This window comes from Archaeoglobus veneficus SNP6 (assembly GCF_000194625.1).
GTDB lineage: Archaea > Halobacteriota > Archaeoglobi > Archaeoglobales > Archaeoglobaceae > Archaeoglobus_C > Archaeoglobus_C veneficus.
On sequence record NC_015320.1, the window covers coordinates 491,869 to 506,693 of the forward strand.

The 14,825-nt window shown below is 44.8% G+C and carries 19 protein-coding genes; 10 read left to right on the forward strand and 9 right to left on the reverse strand.

The annotated features are described in order from the left end of the window. The first annotated feature begins 59 nt into the window (after positions 1–59). From ARCVE_RS02810 to ARCVE_RS02830, 6 genes are all read left to right on the forward strand, one after another. Positions 60–2,774, forward strand: coding sequence for an oligosaccharyl transferase, archaeosortase A system-associated (locus tag ARCVE_RS02810; RefSeq protein ID WP_013683265.1), 2,715 nt, complete (start codon positions 60–62; stop codon positions 2,772–2,774). Positions 2,775–3,012: 238 nt separating this feature from the next. Next, positions 3,013–3,171 carry a hypothetical protein gene (locus ARCVE_RS11235; RefSeq protein ID WP_156785999.1) on the forward strand — a complete coding sequence of 53 codons (159 nt, stop codon included), beginning with the start codon at positions 3,013–3,015 and terminating at the stop codon, positions 3,169–3,171. 103 nt (positions 3,172–3,274) lie between these two features. Then, entirely contained in the window at positions 3,275–3,505 is a 231-nt protein-coding gene (locus tag ARCVE_RS02815; protein ID WP_013683266.1) for a DUF433 domain-containing protein, read from the forward strand. Next, positions 3,477–3,836, forward strand: a complete 360-nt coding sequence (locus ARCVE_RS02820) for a DUF5615 family PIN-like protein (RefSeq protein WP_013683267.1) — start codon at positions 3,477–3,479, stop codon at positions 3,834–3,836. The genes ARCVE_RS02815 and ARCVE_RS02820 overlap by 29 nt, the downstream gene beginning before the upstream one ends. 199 nt (positions 3,837–4,035) lie before the next feature. Continuing rightward, positions 4,036–4,260, forward strand: coding sequence for a DUF433 domain-containing protein (locus ARCVE_RS02825; RefSeq protein WP_013683268.1), 225 nt, complete (start codon positions 4,036–4,038; stop codon positions 4,258–4,260). After that, positions 4,244–4,573 (forward strand): DUF5615 family PIN-like protein, encoded by a 330-nt coding sequence (locus ARCVE_RS02830; protein ID WP_013683269.1) that lies wholly within the window; start codon positions 4,244–4,246, stop codon positions 4,571–4,573. The genes ARCVE_RS02825 and ARCVE_RS02830 overlap by 17 nt, the downstream gene beginning before the upstream one ends. Here ARCVE_RS02830 and ARCVE_RS02835 read toward each other — a convergent pair. From ARCVE_RS02835 to ARCVE_RS02845, 3 genes are all read right to left on the reverse strand, one after another. Further along, the gene (locus ARCVE_RS02835; protein WP_013683270.1) at positions 4,565–5,209 is read right to left on the reverse strand and encodes an IS6 family transposase; all 645 of its coding nucleotides are present in this window, start codon (positions 5,207–5,209) and stop codon (positions 4,565–4,567) included. The genes ARCVE_RS02830 and ARCVE_RS02835 overlap by 9 nt on opposite strands. 338 nt (positions 5,210–5,547) lie before the next feature. Then, positions 5,548–5,955, reverse strand: coding sequence for a type VII toxin-antitoxin system HepT family RNase toxin (gene hepT / locus ARCVE_RS02840; RefSeq protein ID WP_013683271.1), 408 nt, complete (start codon positions 5,953–5,955; stop codon positions 5,548–5,550). Beyond that, positions 5,924–6,352 (reverse strand): nucleotidyltransferase domain-containing protein, encoded by a 429-nt coding sequence (locus ARCVE_RS02845; protein ID WP_013683272.1) that lies wholly within the window; start codon positions 6,350–6,352, stop codon positions 5,924–5,926. The genes hepT and ARCVE_RS02845 overlap by 32 nt, the downstream gene beginning before the upstream one ends. 282 nt (positions 6,353–6,634) lie before the next feature. Here ARCVE_RS02845 and ARCVE_RS11240 point away from each other — a divergent pair, with 282 nt between their 5' ends. Together ARCVE_RS11240 and ARCVE_RS02850 are read left to right on the forward strand one after the other, a co-directional pair. Then, positions 6,635–6,808: a hypothetical protein gene (locus tag ARCVE_RS11240; protein WP_156786000.1), complete on the forward strand. Its 174-nt coding sequence runs from the start codon at positions 6,635–6,637 to the stop codon at positions 6,806–6,808. 310 nt (positions 6,809–7,118) lie between these two features. Continuing rightward, positions 7,119–7,847: a hypothetical protein gene (locus tag ARCVE_RS02850; RefSeq protein WP_048085526.1), complete on the forward strand. Its 729-nt coding sequence runs from the start codon at positions 7,119–7,121 to the stop codon at positions 7,845–7,847. A 95-nt stretch (positions 7,848–7,942) separates the two neighbouring features. Here the strand turns inward: ARCVE_RS02850 and ARCVE_RS02855 are convergent, their stop codons facing one another. Together ARCVE_RS02855 and ARCVE_RS02860 are read right to left on the reverse strand one after the other, a co-directional pair. Beyond that, the gene (locus ARCVE_RS02855) at positions 7,943–8,623 is read right to left on the reverse strand and encodes a hypothetical protein (RefSeq protein WP_013683274.1); all 681 of its coding nucleotides are present in this window, start codon (positions 8,621–8,623) and stop codon (positions 7,943–7,945) included. Between the two features lie 93 nt (positions 8,624–8,716). Continuing rightward, a complete protein-coding gene (locus tag ARCVE_RS02860; RefSeq protein WP_013683275.1) occupies positions 8,717–10,387 on the reverse strand; it encodes an ATP-dependent DNA ligase in 1,671 nt (556 codons plus the stop codon). Between the two features lie 71 nt (positions 10,388–10,458). On the opposite strand from ARCVE_RS02860, the gene ARCVE_RS02865 reads away from it, so the two are divergent. After that, positions 10,459–10,689: a hypothetical protein gene (locus ARCVE_RS02865; RefSeq protein ID WP_013683276.1), complete on the forward strand. Its 231-nt coding sequence runs from the start codon at positions 10,459–10,461 to the stop codon at positions 10,687–10,689. Positions 10,690–10,704: 15 nt separating this feature from the next. On the opposite strand, the gene ARCVE_RS02870 is transcribed toward ARCVE_RS02865, so the two are convergent. The 4 genes from ARCVE_RS02870 to ARCVE_RS11245 are packed head-to-tail and all read right to left on the reverse strand — an operon-like array spanning position 10,705 to position 13,485. Next, a complete protein-coding gene (locus ARCVE_RS02870; protein WP_013683277.1) occupies positions 10,705–11,763 on the reverse strand; it encodes a tRNA (guanine(10)-N(2))-dimethyltransferase in 1,059 nt (352 codons plus the stop codon). Further along, positions 11,744–12,262, reverse strand: coding sequence for an NTPase (locus ARCVE_RS02875; protein ID WP_013683278.1), 519 nt, complete (start codon positions 12,260–12,262; stop codon positions 11,744–11,746). Before ARCVE_RS02875 ends, ARCVE_RS02870 begins: the two co-directional genes overlap by 20 nt. A 54-nt stretch (positions 12,263–12,316) precedes the next feature. After that, positions 12,317–13,294 carry a radical SAM protein gene (locus ARCVE_RS02880; protein ID WP_013683279.1) on the reverse strand — a complete coding sequence of 326 codons (978 nt, stop codon included), beginning with the start codon at positions 13,292–13,294 and terminating at the stop codon, positions 12,317–12,319. Beyond that, positions 13,291–13,485 (reverse strand): hypothetical protein, encoded by a 195-nt coding sequence (locus tag ARCVE_RS11245; protein ID WP_156786001.1) that lies wholly within the window; start codon positions 13,483–13,485, stop codon positions 13,291–13,293. Before ARCVE_RS11245 ends, ARCVE_RS02880 begins: the two co-directional genes overlap by 4 nt. A gap of 92 nt (positions 13,486–13,577) precedes the next feature. On the opposite strand from ARCVE_RS11245, the gene ARCVE_RS02885 reads away from it, so the two are divergent. Beyond that, the gene (locus ARCVE_RS02885; protein ID WP_013683280.1) at positions 13,578–14,819 is read left to right on the forward strand and encodes an ATP-binding protein; all 1,242 of its coding nucleotides are present in this window, start codon (positions 13,578–13,580) and stop codon (positions 14,817–14,819) included. Positions 14,820–14,825: the final 6 nt, after the last annotated feature.

Sequence of the window (14,825 nt, forward strand, 5' to 3'; positions counted from 1 at the left end):
TAAGACTACTACAATTGGTAATGAAAAAATTTAAATCCACCCTTCTCGCCATTTCTGCGATGACAGGCAAAAATGTTCTGGAGAAAAACTGGCATTGGCTGTTCCTCGGTGTTGCTGCCATAGTAAGTCTGTATCTCAGGATTATAAATCCTTGGAATTCTGTTTTCGTTTCCTGGATTGAAGGAGCAAGGTTGAGTGGTAACGATCCCTGGTACTACTTCAGGCTGATTGATAGCTGTATACACAATTTTCCCTCAAGAATCTGGTTCGATGCGTTTACGTATTATCCATACGGCACATACCTTCACTTTGGCCCCTTCCTCGTGTATCTGGGCACTCTGGTTTCGTTCGTAGCTGGAGCAGGCGACGCGGCATCCATCAGGTCAGTGATAGCGTTTATTCCTGCAATCGGTGGAACTCTGCTCGCTTTTCCTGTATATCTGTTAACCAGAGAGATCTCTGGCAAAAAAGCCGGAGTAATAGCCTCCCTGCTCGTCGTAATAATCCCTGGTCAGCTTATGGCAAGGAGCGTGCTGGGCTTCAACGACCACCACATATGGGAAGTATTCTGGATGACTTCAACGCTTGCTCTGTTTGCGTATTCGATAAACCTGTGGAGTGGTAGGAGCGCAAAGGAGAACCTGAGCGATAAATCGAAGCTGCTCGCGCCAGTTCTGACGGGCATCGCTCTCGGTCTTTATCTTGACACGTGGGCCCCAGGCTTTATAGTTGCACTGATGCTCCTTGTTTATGCATTTTTTGTATTCATTGTTAAGAAATACCTCAAAGCAGAAACCGAAAACCTCGTTTACATCGGCATAATCACGTTCCTCGTCGCTTCCATCATCTATCTACCATTCTCGTTCGTTTACCACGGGTTAAATACTGTATATTATTCTCCATTCCAGCTAATAATCTTGCTTGGCTCAGCTCTCGTTCTGGCAATCTTCCATGGCATTGAGATCCTTGAAAAGAGGGGCTACTATTCAAGGCTCGGAATTAAGGAGGATTATGCTTTTCCTGCAACCATTGCTGTTTCAGCAGCGGTGGTGGTTGGGGCAATAACCGCAGTTTCGCCTGACTTTTTAAATCTACTGACGAGAATTATAGGTGTCGTGCAGCCAAAAGGTGGCGCTCTAACCATAGCAGAAGTCCAGCCCTTCTTCACAATGGGTGGCGAGTTCAGTCTGGCTCCAGCATGGAGCAACTTCGCCATGACGTTCTTCTTTGCAATCCCAGGCATGGTCTACACTGCCTACAGACTCGTTAAGGAAAGAAAGAGCCTTTACCTCCTTGTTCTCGTCTGGGGAGTTGCAATGCTTATCGCTTTAACAGGACAGAACAGATTCGCCTACTACTTCGGTGCAGTTTCTGCAGTCTTTGCTGCTGTGATGCTCGAATACTTCCTCAGACTCTACGCAAACTATGCGGTCGAAAAGAAGTTCACCCGTGTATATGCGCTATCAGTTCTCTGGTTCGCTGCGTTCTTGATCCTGCGTGCGAATCCAGAGTACTTCCTCTTCGCGCTGCTCCTTCTCGTTCCGGCTCTGGCAGACGCGTTCCTGAATCTTGGCGGTTACGCAACGCGCGAGTGGCCCGATCTGGACAAACTTGTAGATGTTCTGAAGAGGGCGAAGAACCAGGCGTCCGTGCTGGCAGTTGTTGCGCTGCTGCTATTTTCTGCGCTGGTGCTCGTTTATCCAACCTTCGCCCAGGCGAACATGCAGAGCAAGTACGCAGGCGGAGGTATCAACAAGGAGTGGTATGACGCGTTAACCTGGATGCGGGAGAACACTCCCGGCAAAGACTTCTACGACGAGTACTACTATGAACTCTACGAGCCCGGTAAGCCCGGAGAACCCTATCCTTATCCAGAAGGTACCTACGGAGTCATGAGCTGGTGGGACTACGGGCACTGGATTACTGCTATTGCTCACCGCATACCAAATGCGAACCCGTTCCAGCAGGGGATAGGTAACAAGTATGCCAATCAGCCAGGAGCAGCACCATTCTTCACAGCATTCAACGAGAGCTACGCAAATGCCATAGCTGACAGGCTGGGCGTCAAATACGTGATAACGGATGTGGAGATGGCTACCGGCAAGTTCTACGCAATGGCCGTTTGGGCTGAAGGCTCTCTTGACAGGGCTGGGCAGATGTACTATGCGGGTGTGGGCTACGTCTATCAGACTCCACAGGGCTTGGGAATTGCATTTAACCGCTTTGCCGTTCCCACAGGGGCGCAGATCATCAGGGTGCTCAACGTGCCCAGCGAGAACTACTACCGCACCATGGAAGCTCGTTTCCACATCTTTGATGGCAACGGCCTGCAGCACTACCGCATGGTTTACGAGAGCGGTTTCGTCAGCATACGAAGCCCCATGGGATTCGACGAGATGATGTACAGAAATATATACAACAGTGTTTACGCAAACAGTATCGGTTTGCCGAAGGTCAATGTCACACCAACGGGTTACGTCAAGATATTCGAGTACGTTAAGGGAGCTAAAATAACGGGGAAGGCTCCGGCAGGAGTGGACGAGGTAACCATAAAGGCAACCGTAACGACTAACCAGAACAGAACCTTCGTGTACGAGCAGAAGGCGAAGGTTGAGAACGGAGTATATGAATTCATCGTACCCTATGCCCAGAACACAAAGTATCCGGTGAAGGTGTCGGAGTACGTGATAACGGCGGGCAGCGTTACGAAGACGGTATCGATTACTGATGAGGACGTTGAGAATGGAAAAGTGATTACCCTTGATTTTGTTTAAATTTAAGTTTAAAAATATAAACGATGATATGAAATAAGTCATGAAAATAAATGAAACTTAAAATGGGCTGGCAAGTTACTAATTGTAGAGAATTCACAAATTCATAAGATAGTTTGAATAAGAAATTGGAGAAAATCAAGTACATTTAATATAAATAAATGTTTAAAATGAGTGATAATGAAGAAAATTATCTACCAATAATAGAAACGTCTTTAAATTGGGGAAATGTGGGCTCTTTATGGACAGAATACACAAGTTTACGAGGAAATCTGTTGCAAGGTTCGTTTATGCTAACGTACTTCTCATAGCAATCCTTATTCGACTGGGATTCAGGGAAAAGAAAGTTTTGCAAGGCTGGCTGAGTGGTGAGTTTGCAGACATCCTAACGCGTTTATAACGCATGTCTACATCTAACTACAGGCTTTTACATCGGCCTGCTAAAAAAGGTTCCAACGTGTGGTTACCCCAATCTATTTAAGCCCTCTCCACTATTTTTTAATATGAAATGGATAACAGCACATCCCGAAGTCTGCCACGGAAAACCTGTATTTAAAGGAACGAGAATTCTGGTCAGTGACATTCTTGAATTACTTGCTTCTGGAGTCAGCGTTAGAGAAATTCTTGAGGAATATCCGGGGTTAAACGAAGAAATGATTAGAGAAGCTTTAGAGTATGCAGCTAAACTCATTAAGGGAGAACGCCATGTTAGATTTAAAGTTCCTGTTAGATGAAAATATTCCTAAATCTGTAAAAAATTTTCTTGAGCACAGAGGATTTTCAGCAGAATACGTTCCGAAGGGTATAAAGGATCGGGAAGTTGTATCATTGGCAAAAGAAAAGAGAGCAATATTGCTCACGAGAGATTCTGACTTTGCTAATTCTGTTTTGTACCCACCACATGAATTTTTCGGTATTGTTGTATTTTGTATACACCCGCCTAAGCCAGACAAAATTGTAAAGGCTTTATCTCTGCTTTTGGAGGAAGTTAAGGACATCGGGGGCAAGTTGTTTGTAGTTGAGGAAGAGGGATTTGTAGTATTTGAAAGTACAGATAAAAAATAATCAGAACAGATAATTAACTGGCAAGCTGGGTTGGATGTTATTTTCTGAGAACAATCTACTAAGAAATTTTGCCATAAACATACCCAGCACCAATACTATTTTCGAAGTTTGCAGCAGGTTGGAAACGAGGAATCTGTAAGTGTTTGATAAACTCCAACTTCAGGCAAACATATATTAAGCATCGGAATGACATTATAGCATGTTTGAGAGAATTGAGATTGACACAAAAAAACTGGGTGGTAAACCTGTAATTAAAGGAACAAGAATCCCCATCCACTTGATTCTTGAAATGCTCGCGGAAGGGATGAGTATTGAAGACATTCTCGGAGAGTACCCCGAGCTTGAGGAGGCAGATGTCAGGGAAGCAGTGAGATATGCATCTTACCTTTTGAGCAGAGAGGAGCTGCATGAAGTTCCTGCTTGATGATAATGTTCCTTATAGCGTAAAAAAATGGTTTCAGAAGAAAGGACTTGAGGCGGTTAAGCTGTTTGAAATTGGTCTGAAGGGGGCAGATGATGAAACCATCTATAGATACGCTATTGAAAATGGCTTCGCAGTGATAACACTTGATCTGGATTTTGGATATCTATTCCTCAAATTCCAAAAAGGGACTATAATAGTTCTAAGACCACACAGGTCAATACCAGATGAAATAGTATGCTTATTAGAAAGATCTGTAGAAGTTATACAGGAAAAAGAAGGTCTAATTGTTGTTAAACCGGACATGTCAAGATAAACACCTCCAGTAGTTATAGAAAGCCATAAAGCTCTCTACCCAGCTCTGAACAGAATTAAAAGAGCTTCTAAACGGAAATCTGTTCCAGAATCTTAACGTCCTATCTTTAAATCTCGAAAAGAACCCTTCAACAGCATTTCTATTACCAAACGTCTCATGTCTGTATTTCAATCCCAACCTCTTCAAAGCCCACAGATACCAGAACCCCCTATCTACAACGATCTCTGGCTTGTTTTCACAGTGTTTAAGCATCTCTCTTAAGAAAACGTAAGCTTCAAAGCTTCCTCTTCCTTCTGAAGCCCATATGGCTAAGCATTCTTTAGTATCAACGTCTATAGCAGCCCATACGAAGATTAGCTTCTTCTCAAGTTTAATTTTTGTTTCATCTATTGCAATAAGTCTTCTTTTCTTCTTTCTTGGAGGTTTTAGAGCTGTTTTAAGCCTATGGTAGTAAATTCTAACAGATTCGCGGCTTATTTCCTCGAAAAGAGATAGAAAATCGCTTGTCCTTCTTAAAGAGAGACCGAAGAAGTATAATAGAGCTGCTAATATCTTTAATTCCACATTTTTCTTGTTCCTCCGAAAGACTTTTGTAGCCTTGACGTAATCTACCAATTGCCTAAGTGTGGGGAGCATATATTGTATTTCTACTATTTATTTTTTATTGCTATTCTTGACAGCACCTGTTAAACCTACAAAAATTAGAGTTATAAAGCCTTGATTGTTTTTTCATTATATATCTCCATGTTAAAGTTCCATTCCGACATAATAGCCAACTCACTGGACATAATTCCGAGATACCACATCTACGAAGTGCGATTCAGATCATTTTATCAACCGTAATTTCTGAAGTTTTCTTAACTGCTGATAAGCAGCTTGCCGAGATTGCCAAAAACCTTGGAATTGATGCATTTGATGTAGAGAATGAAGAAGACGAAGTTTGACAAATATTCCAGGACCAATAATATTTCATGTTATTCCACAAAACTTTCAGCCGTTTTCACGAGCTTTACGGCAATCCTGTACAGTTCGTCAACAAAATCAAGCGCCTCTTCAACCCTGCTGAGATCCAGATGGTTGTAGTGGTGAGCTATAGCATTCCTCAGACCGTTAAATCTTCTTAGCGTATCTCCTTCCTCCTCGTTTATAATTCTCTCGTCTACAAGCTTGGATATGTTTGTGTAATCGTCCTCAACTTCCAGACCCACATCCTTAACAAGCATGGCAACGATGTCCATGACAGCTTCGATGGCAGTCTGCAGTGAGTAGAGAACAGCCCTTCTGCTGACCTCGTCCTCCATTGCGTGTTCAGCCAGTTCAGACATGAAGATAGTTTCCTTTTCTACCCACTCAAGTTTTTCCGAGTATCTTTTTCTTCTCATTGAGCCATCTCCTCCTGAGTCTGAGTTTTTCTTCTATGCTTTCAAATGAGTTCTCCTTTATTCTGTGCTCCATGTCCTTCCATATCTTCATCTGCCTGTAGAGGTACAGGTCGAGTTCATCTTTTGAGTATACCTTAACGTGATTTCTCACAATATCCACACGGATGTAAAGTGGGAGCTCCTCGAAGACCTTGATGTCATACTTCCCACCCAGTTTGCCAAAAACTCTGCTTATTGCCTGCTTTGATGGCATAACGAGGCAAACGTCAACATCACTCCTCTTTGTTTCCTCACCCCTCGCGTAGGAGCCGTAAAGCAGTACACCGAGACAATCTGTAGCAAACTCTCTGAAGTCTTCCCTGAGCTCTCGAAGAAGCTCCTTCAGCTCTTTCTTCACGTCTCGAAATATGCCATGATATTTCTTAAGCTTTTCCTGCCGTTCAGTCGTACTAGCAAGATCTCATGAAGATGCGGGCACATCACCAGTCTACAACAGGCAAGAGCCGCTCGAAACCCGCTAACGTCATCATCTCTGACCACACCAGAAGTCGAAAACTGAAGAAGTTAGGCGTTTAACAGAGAGTCGCTTGCCCATAAAGGGAATCTCGGGAGAAAGGCGTCAAAAAGCTCCCGAGTTAAATGTCTGAGCGATATCAGTCATAAGCGAGCAGTTAATCTGATGAAGAGGTTAGATGAGGGAGAACTTGGAAATAGTTACTGTAGTTATGCTCAGAACGAGTTTGGAGAAGCTGTTGAAGTTGGGGAATTTTTACTGGACTCGGACATAGAGGTGCTAAAAGTTAATGATGAAGCATTCAATAGGCTTGGAAGATATTCAGAGAATCAAAGGTGAGTTTTACCGATTGCACAATTGCAACAATGATCAAGTTATTTGAGATAGAGATACTCGCCAGTTTCTATAACGATTATGGAAATTTAAATGGGTACGGGCGATTCAGTAGCGCCGTATTGTAGAGCTAAACTAAATCAGGTCCAAACACGGTGCTTTGCGTTGAGCGTATAAAAGGGGAAGAGAGTAGGCCCCAGTACTGGAATAACTTCTGCAGGAATGTTCACGTTGCTACAACATTATGGTGAATTACTATTAAAATATATATTAAATCATGCCAAACGCTTATATAAGATGCAAGTTTATTAAATATATGCCAGAAGTCGAGATGGATATAGACGGGCTTATCGAATTTTGTAATGGAAAGAGAGTGCGCATTATTTACAGTGTCCACATTCCTGCGCTCGCATTTTTGTTCCACCATTACCTGCCACATTTCATCAGAAAAGAAAAGGAAATAGTTTTTCTCCTGTATTCAGAAGGTTTAGCGAGAAAACTCGAAGTAGAATATCAGGCATTTTTTGAGAAAATGGATCCTGAAAAGCAGAAAATAAAAGATGCTCTCGACAATGCAAGGATTATAAAAGTTGGATCAAATGAAAAAATACCTTTTGGCAAGCTCGGAGATTACATTCAGTTAACCGATCTGGATACTATAATGGACGAACTGACCACAAAATTGTCGAATTTTGATGGAAACGTCCTTCTCGTGATTTACGGCCTACATCTTGTCTCAGCTGTTTATGGGTCTAAGGGCGTCGAGAGAATTCTCAAACTTTTTGATGTTCTGGAAGACGATCTAACAATGGTCTCAATGGTTCCCTCTGAGATATACCCAACGTCCCATCACGTGCTCTTTCAGGAGCTGTATGACATTGTGATAAAGATCAGCACTGAAGAAGAATTCGTAGCTTTCGGAGAAGATACATTCCTTGTGGGAATAGTGCAGAGTTTCACACCCAAAATCCCTATTGGATACATGCGGGTTCGAGTCATTCCCGAGCTCAGACTTGAAAGAATTGGGACTTTGGTACGTTCTTAAATGATATTTTTATTTTATTGATTAGTGAGAAATTTGAGGCCGGGGCTTGTCAGACAGAAAAAAGCAAGAGGAATCTGCTGGCAAGGCAGTATAATCTATATGGATTCAAGTCTTCCGTTCTTTCCAATCCTGAACCTTGCAAATCCCGGCCGTATCTCTCTCACTATACTCTGTTCTATTCCGAGCAAGTAAACGTCCTCACCAAAAGAGTGACTCTCCTTGTTGATTCGGATAACAACATCGTACAGCTTTTCCATCAGCTTGTTCGTTAAGTTGTCGAGGGAATCCTCTGAGTATAGGGAGAATACGGTAATCTTCTCTGGAAGGCAGCTGAAAAACCTGTAGATGTGCCTGACGGCATCTATACCGTATATAGCGGGAATTATGTAGAAGCCAACGAAAACGAATACGTCGTCGTCTCTGGCCCTCCTGGCGATCCTGAGAAATTCTTCGCCGAAGAACTTGCTCTCAGGAATAGAAATACCGTCGTTCTTCACACACTCACTTCCAAAAGGGAAGCACTTCTTCTCTCCTATCTTAACGAGCTTAACACCCTCAAGAGTTTCCGCAACCTCTGGTGACTCCCTTCTAATGGACTCGTAGGTCTCCCTGAGCCTTCTGCAGACAACGTCCGAGTAGATTACGAAGTGAACTCTTTCGGGTGGGAAGTTTGGGAGGATGTGGTAGAAGAGGAGGTTTATAGCGGCGTAGGGCGAATCGTAGGCTATTCGTACCCTTCTGTTTTCAAGTTTCGGAACAAGTTCTGCAAGTTCCATATTATTTTTAGCAGATTAATTATTAAATATTTTTTGTTTTTTCCTTAGTTAATTAAGTAATTGGAATGAAATCAAAAGAGTGTATAATTTAAGTCAGGTCTTTTTACCTTTAAACTGGCTTTCGTAGAGCCTCGCTACCCTGTCTATCGTGTCAGCCTCGCCAACGTCCTTGTCTTCCCTCAGCCTCACAAAACGTGGAAAGCGAAGCGCATATCCACTTTCGTACTTCGGGCTCTTCTGTATCTCCTGATACGCTACCTCAAACACGTACTTTGGCTGGAGAACAATCTTCTTCCCTTCCTCGTACTCTATCAAGGGTCTGAAAAGTTCGGTGAACTCCTCGAGTTCCTCGTCCGTGAATCCGGTTGCAACCTTTCCAACGGGTAAGAGTTTTCCCGTTGTGGGGTCGAGACACGCAATCTCGTAAGAGCTTATCACGTGGCTCCTCTTGCCCTCTCCCCACTCTCCACCAATAACAACGAGGTCGAGGGTTTCCATCACTGGCTTTAGCTTCAGCCAGTGCTTGCCCCTCTTCCCCGGTATATACGGCGACTTGGGATTTTTCAGCATCGCTCCCTCATGGCCAGCGTTTAAGGCTTCGTTGTAAACCTGCTCTATGACGGCAGCGTCGCTCGTAACAACCTGCTTCGCAACCCATATTCTGTCTGAACTTCTTACGACAGACTCGAGAAGCTTTCTGCGCTCCTCAAGGGGCAGGTCTATCACTTCCTTGCCGTCGCAGTAGAGGATGTCAAAGAACTGCGCGTGAATGGGGATTTTCTCCATCATTTTGCTGACCTCGTATTTCCGCCTGAAACGTCGCAGAATGTGCTGGAAGGGCATTGGTCTGCCCTCCTTCATGGCAACAACCTCGCCGTCGAGTATAACGCCCTCTTTCACGTTACTCTTTATCTCCTCCACTATCTCCGGCAGCGCCCTCGTTACGTTCTCCAGTCTCCTCGAGTATATCGTTACCTTTCCATTCCCCCAGTGAACCTGAACCCTCGTGCCGTCAAACTTCCATTCTACAGCAACTCTACTCATCTCTCTTATTGCCTGGTCTATGCTCTCAGCAACCTGGGCGAGCATCATTCTCACAGGCACGTGCAGTTCTATTTTCATCTTCTCGAGACCTTCCTTCCCTTCATTCTTCGCAACGACGGCAACCTTCCCAAAGTCGTTGGTTATCATGTAAGCCCTTTCCACCAGCGCTTCCTCGATTCCCCACGCCCTCGCTATCGCATCCCTAACAATACCCTCACCAACTCCGAGCCTCATTTCGCTCAATATGAGCCTCGTCAGATACCTCGCCTCAATCGGTGTTGCGGAGAAGTAGAGATCTGCAAGCAACCTGATTTTCCTCTTCTGGCTACCCTCTCCGGTCAGAGAGCTCATGGTGTCGAACACTTCCCTAACCTTCGCTACGGTAAGCTCCTCTTCGAAGAGTGTAAGCTGCGTTTTCGTCTGGAGAAGCTTTTCTGCAGCGATTCCGAGATCGCCTGTCTCTTTTATCAGTTCTTCAATCTTGCTTCTGTTCGTCCCCGTTGCCACACGTAACGCCTCGTAGATGAGCCCAACACCAACGCCAAGTTCTCTCTCATCCCACGGCGGGTAAACCTTGCCCATGAGAAAGAGAACGACGTTGTACAGGTCGTTATCGTCCTCAATGCCCTTTATAAAGGCAGCAATTCTCGCGGCAAGTTCGAGAGTTGATGAAATTTTTTCTATCACTGAGCAGAATTCAGCGAACTCTTTGAATAGCATGTATATCTCTGGGTGCTGAATGTTTATGCTTTTTTCGATAGCTTTAACTTCATCCGCGTTGGCAGGAGAACATGGAAGACGTGAAAAGAGAAATCCTCAGGGCTGTCGAGGAGCTTTTTGAGAGCTTTGCGAGAGACAACGTCGATTACGAGAGGGTGAGATGGGAACTCGACTACATCGTGTATCCGAGTATAGGCTCGTATCTTGCTGATGGAAGCCTTACGAAGGAAGAAGGTATAGAAATATTCGAATTCTGCGAGCGAAAGCTGAGAGAGCTGAAGCTCATGATGGATTCAGCCTGAAGTTCGGCAGTAGTATTACAATTTTTCCAGTATGGACATGATGTCCTCAATGTCCGCATCGGTTTTGAACCCGGTTCCGGAACACCTCGTCCTCGAAGCTTTGAAGCCTCTATCTTTCAACCCCTCGATGACATTTTGCAGGGGTGGAGGCGATTTTCCTGCGAGTTTTGCAAGGATGTGGAGTTCATAGTAGAATGGTACATCTATCTCCTCTGCAATCCTCGTGAAAAGGTTTCTCACCTCATCACTGCTTATCTCCACGGCTTTTTCAACAGCTTTTGATACAAACTCCTCGTTGTGTAGCTCTCCAAGCCACAGCGGCCCCATCATTGTATATTTGTTACCGCACACACATTTCTCAACTACGCTTCCATCCATTGGCCTCCACTCTCTCCTGAGGCACTTTGTGCAGTAGAACAGGTAGCCAAGCTTCTCGTAAACCTTTCCAGCTCTCCGAGGAGAGCGCCTGAAGAAGACGTGGATGCGATAATAGTGCTCCCTTGCCCACGAAATGAGGACTTCCATCGCTTTGTCGTACTTTGTAGCCTCTCTCGCAATTTTTCCAGCTAAAACTCTCAGTCCAAGCTCAGGGTAGAACTCTGTCTTTTCCGCGTAACTCGAGTACTTGCGAAGCCCTGAAACAGTTGCGGAGCCGCACAGAGCAGCAGTGTCGGTTGCTGTAACACTCAGGTATCGCTTTACGGAGGAGCAGGCAGAGTCTATGAACTCTGCTGGAGAGCCGAAGGGGTCGAGGTCTATGTGCTCGAAGCCTCTCTCCCTCATCAGTGCGGCAGCGTCCCTTCTCAGGACCTCACACTCGAGCCCGTTGTGTTCGAGGTTTTTCCTTAGGAGCCTGACGGCGTTCGGGTTTCTGTCGTTAAAAATTGCCCTAAAGTCCGCTTCGAGACATGCCCTTATCCCCCTTATGCCCGTAGCCGCCAGAGCGTCGAGGTACTCGTGGCTATCCATGCAGGAAAAAACGACCATATCCGCATCTCTGCAAAACTTCATGCGGGGGTTGTAGAAAACGCCGTTTTCCACGAAAACCTCTGCCTTACCTTCCCTTACAAGCATCTATCAGCCTCCCGGCAACGTCATCAACCAGCGCATCTCTGTTGCTCTCATCGAGAGTTATCACTTTAAATTCCCTTCTTATGCGCTCGAGCAGCCTGTGCCTCGCCTTGAGGTGTATAGAGAAAAGGCAGCAAACTGGAGCGTTTATCAGCTCTTCGACGGCTTTGATGAACGCACCGCTCTTGAGCTCCATTGGCCCAACTTCGTCCAGAATAACGAGCTCGCAATCGCATTTGAGCTTCGAAGCGAAGGATTCGACTGCAGCAACGTCAACGCCGTACTTACCAACGGCAGGCCCGGGAAGGCCAACTCTTGCGAGCCACGCTTCCTCGCCAGTCCTCAGGTCTCTCAGTCTGAAGCCAACTCTTTTACCCCTTTCTCTGACCTCCACTGTTATGAAGCCAGTGATGTCGAGGGTGTCTTTGAGCTTCTCATAAACGCGAAGGCAGAATGTGGTCTTTCCGATTCCCGGCCTGCCAGTCACAGCAATTCTGAGCATACCTGCTGTAGTGCAGGGGACAATTTATCTGTTGCGAGTGCTGGCAGGAAAAAATCAGAGATCGTAAGCCTTGTAGCAGGTTCTGCAGGTTTCAGGGAGTTGAGGAATTCTTGGTTGTGTTCCAGGCCATATGGCTATCTGTTCAAGACCCCAGAGCCTCTTCCTGAACGTCTCCCTTAATGTTCTGTAGGATTCTTTATCCAATACGTCATCCAGCCTTTCTGTATTCAGATCTCCAAAACTCCTGCGTTCGATGTAATACATCTTTCCGTTGAAAAGCCTTGGAATCGGATTCAGGTGGAGTGCAAGGTATACACAGGGGAAGACGAGACCATCGGATGAGATAACAACGTTCTCAACAGGGTTTTCCGCACACACAAGCACTTCTCCGGGTTCGAGTGGTGGAAAGTTCGTTTTTACACCAAACTCCTTTGCCCTTTCCCTTGCTTTTTCAACAAATTTTTCCATTCCTGGTGTGGAGAAAACTCTGAGCTCATCGCTCATCTTATCGAAAACATAATCAAGGTTTGTTGCAAAGAAGTCGGCGTTGAGATTTGCGGCAAGCTCAACAGCGTTTGCCAGCTCATGTATATTCGTTTTTGTGAGCATATATGACAGCTTGAGGTTCGTCAGCCTGTTCACTCTCTTGGCATTCTCGATTAATGGTTTTAAGCTACACTTTCTTATCTTTCTGTGCGTTTCCTCGCTTGCCCCTGCAATGGAAATCACGACGAAATCGCACAATTCAAGGGTTTCATCTGAAAGCCTGTCGATAAGGTAACCGTTCGTTGTGAAGCTTACCGCTGCGTGCTTCGCAGCAATTCTGACCATCTTTTCAAAGTCTGGATGCAGGATAGGTTCTCCCCAGCCCTGCAGATGGATGAGTTTAGCGTTTGAGAAGCTCTCGCTGACTCTCTTGAAAAGATTGAAGTCCATATCACTGCCTTCCCACTCTTCGAGCCGTGTTGGGCACATCAGGCAGTTCATGCCACATCTCGAAGTAACCTCAACCTGTATGTATCCCAGCTTCATCTCCTGAAGTTGGTTTTTGATGGAGATAAGGTTTTCCTGATTGGCAGGTTCGAATGTTGGGTCTGCCAGACTTCGTCAACCAGATGTTTAAGCTCCCTCACGGCAAGGTTGTTGACTACCTTAAATAATAGTTCAATGGCGAGGTCGTGAAAATCGGCGAGGGAATACACCTCCGGTGTTAACTCTGCCAAGCACGGATATCCCTCCAAGCTGCAAGTTGTTCAATGTAGAGTTTGGAGTAGAACTCCATAAATTTTAAAAATCTTATGGAATATCACTCCATATGCTAAAGGAGATTACATTCGAATACATAGACTCGCTGAAGTTTGTAGATGAAATTAAGAGAAATGTCCAGTTAATGGTGAGCCCGGACATCTATGCACTGATGGGCCCCAGGAGAGTTGGAAAGACCTTTTTAATGCTGAAAAAAGCAGATGAGTTATTGAACATGGAAAAAAATGTAATCTACGTTAGCTTTGATGAACCGGGATTAAAGAACATTCCAGTGAGGGACTTCGCAACCCTTGTCAGGAAAGAGTATCCCGAAGGGAAAGTGTACCTGTTTCTGGACGAAATACAGGAATGGAAGGATTGGGATTTTAATCTGAGGTGGCTTCATGACGTTAAGGATTTTACAATCTTCGTTTCTGGCTCCTCTTCAGTCCTGATGTCCTCGGAGATACCTTCAAGACTCAGAGGGAGGTACACTTCAAAACTCCTTTTGCCCCTGTCCTTCTCTGAAATAGCAGACTTCGAGTTGAAAACTTTTAGAGAAAAAGGAAAAGCTCTAAGGCTCATGGAAGATTACGTCAAGTTCGGTGGGTTCCCTGAAGTCTGGACAACGAGATCCAGAGAGAAAATAATATCCATTCTGGAGACCATTTTTTACAGGGACATTATTGAGAGATTCCGTGTAAGGAATGTGAAATTGTTTGAGGAGGTTTTCTATTATGTCATATCTAATTACGCCAACAGGATGACCTACAATGCTTTAAGGAGAAGCCTTGGGGCACTTGGAGTAAAGCTCGACACGAAAACGGTTATGAGTTATTTGAAATACATGCAAGATGCCTTTTTGATCTTTCCTCTTTACAAATTTAGCTATTCCGAAAAAGAAAAAATGGTAAGTCCAAGGAAAGTTTACATCGTGGATACCTGTTTTTCCAACCTGTTCTTCAAGGGCTTGGATACGGGGAGGAAGATGGAAAATATAGTTTTCATAGAGTTGTTGAGAAAAAAGCACTACGAAAACAAACTTCTGGAGTTTTACTATTACATGTCTGAAGACTGTGAGGTTGATTTTGTTGTTAGGGAAGGGAACCAGACAAAGCAGCTCATTCAAGTGACATACGAACTTAATGGAGAAAACTATGAGAGGGAGGTGAAAGGACTGGTTAAGGCAAGCAAAAAGCTGAGATGTGATAATCTGCTGATAATAACATGGAATCTGGATGATGTACTCAGAGAAAACAGCAAGGAAATCAAAGTCGTACCTCTCTGGAGGTGGCTGATGTCGGGGGCTTGAGAACGG

Coding starts and splice junctions, on each gene's coding strand:
- ARCVE_RS02835 (WP_013683270.1), bottom strand. CDS start 5,209: ATGCTCCCCACACTTAGGCAATTGGTAGATTACGTCAAGGCTACAAAA.
- ARCVE_RS02880 (WP_013683279.1), bottom strand. CDS start 13,294: ATGAAGCTGGGATACATACAGGTTGAGGTTACTTCGAGATGTGGCATG.
- ARCVE_RS02865 (WP_013683276.1), top strand. CDS start 10,459: ATGGAAGACGTGAAAAGAGAAATCCTCAGGGCTGTCGAGGAGCTTTTT.
- ARCVE_RS02850 (WP_048085526.1), top strand. CDS start 7,119: ATGCCAGAAGTCGAGATGGATATAGACGGGCTTATCGAATTTTGTAAT.
- ARCVE_RS02855 (WP_013683274.1), bottom strand. CDS start 8,623: ATGGAACTTGCAGAACTTGTTCCGAAACTTGAAAACAGAAGGGTACGA.
- hepT (WP_013683271.1), bottom strand. CDS start 5,955: ATGAGAAGAAAAAGATACTCGGAAAAACTTGAGTGGGTAGAAAAGGAA.
- ARCVE_RS02810 (WP_013683265.1), top strand. CDS start 60: ATGACAGGCAAAAATGTTCTGGAGAAAAACTGGCATTGGCTGTTCCTC.
- ARCVE_RS11240 (WP_156786000.1), top strand. CDS start 6,635: ATGAAGAGGTTAGATGAGGGAGAACTTGGAAATAGTTACTGTAGTTAT.
- ARCVE_RS02820 (WP_013683267.1), top strand. CDS start 3,477: ATGTTAGATTTAAAGTTCCTGTTAGATGAAAATATTCCTAAATCTGTA.
- ARCVE_RS02830 (WP_013683269.1), top strand. CDS start 4,244: ATGAAGTTCCTGCTTGATGATAATGTTCCTTATAGCGTAAAAAAATGG.
- ARCVE_RS02875 (WP_013683278.1), bottom strand. CDS start 12,262: ATGCTCAGAATTGCTGTGACTGGCAGGCCGGGAATCGGAAAGACCACA.
- ARCVE_RS02870 (WP_013683277.1), bottom strand. CDS start 11,763: ATGCTTGTAAGGGAAGGTAAGGCAGAGGTTTTCGTGGAAAACGGCGTT.
- ARCVE_RS02825 (WP_013683268.1), top strand. CDS start 4,036: ATGTTTGAGAGAATTGAGATTGACACAAAAAAACTGGGTGGTAAACCT.
- ARCVE_RS11235 (WP_156785999.1), top strand. CDS start 3,013: ATGGACAGAATACACAAGTTTACGAGGAAATCTGTTGCAAGGTTCGTT.
- ARCVE_RS02860 (WP_013683275.1), bottom strand. CDS start 10,387: ATGCTATTCAAAGAGTTCGCTGAATTCTGCTCAGTGATAGAAAAAATT.
- ARCVE_RS02815 (WP_013683266.1), top strand. CDS start 3,275: ATGAAATGGATAACAGCACATCCCGAAGTCTGCCACGGAAAACCTGTA.
- ARCVE_RS02885 (WP_013683280.1), top strand. CDS start 13,578: ATGCTAAAGGAGATTACATTCGAATACATAGACTCGCTGAAGTTTGTA.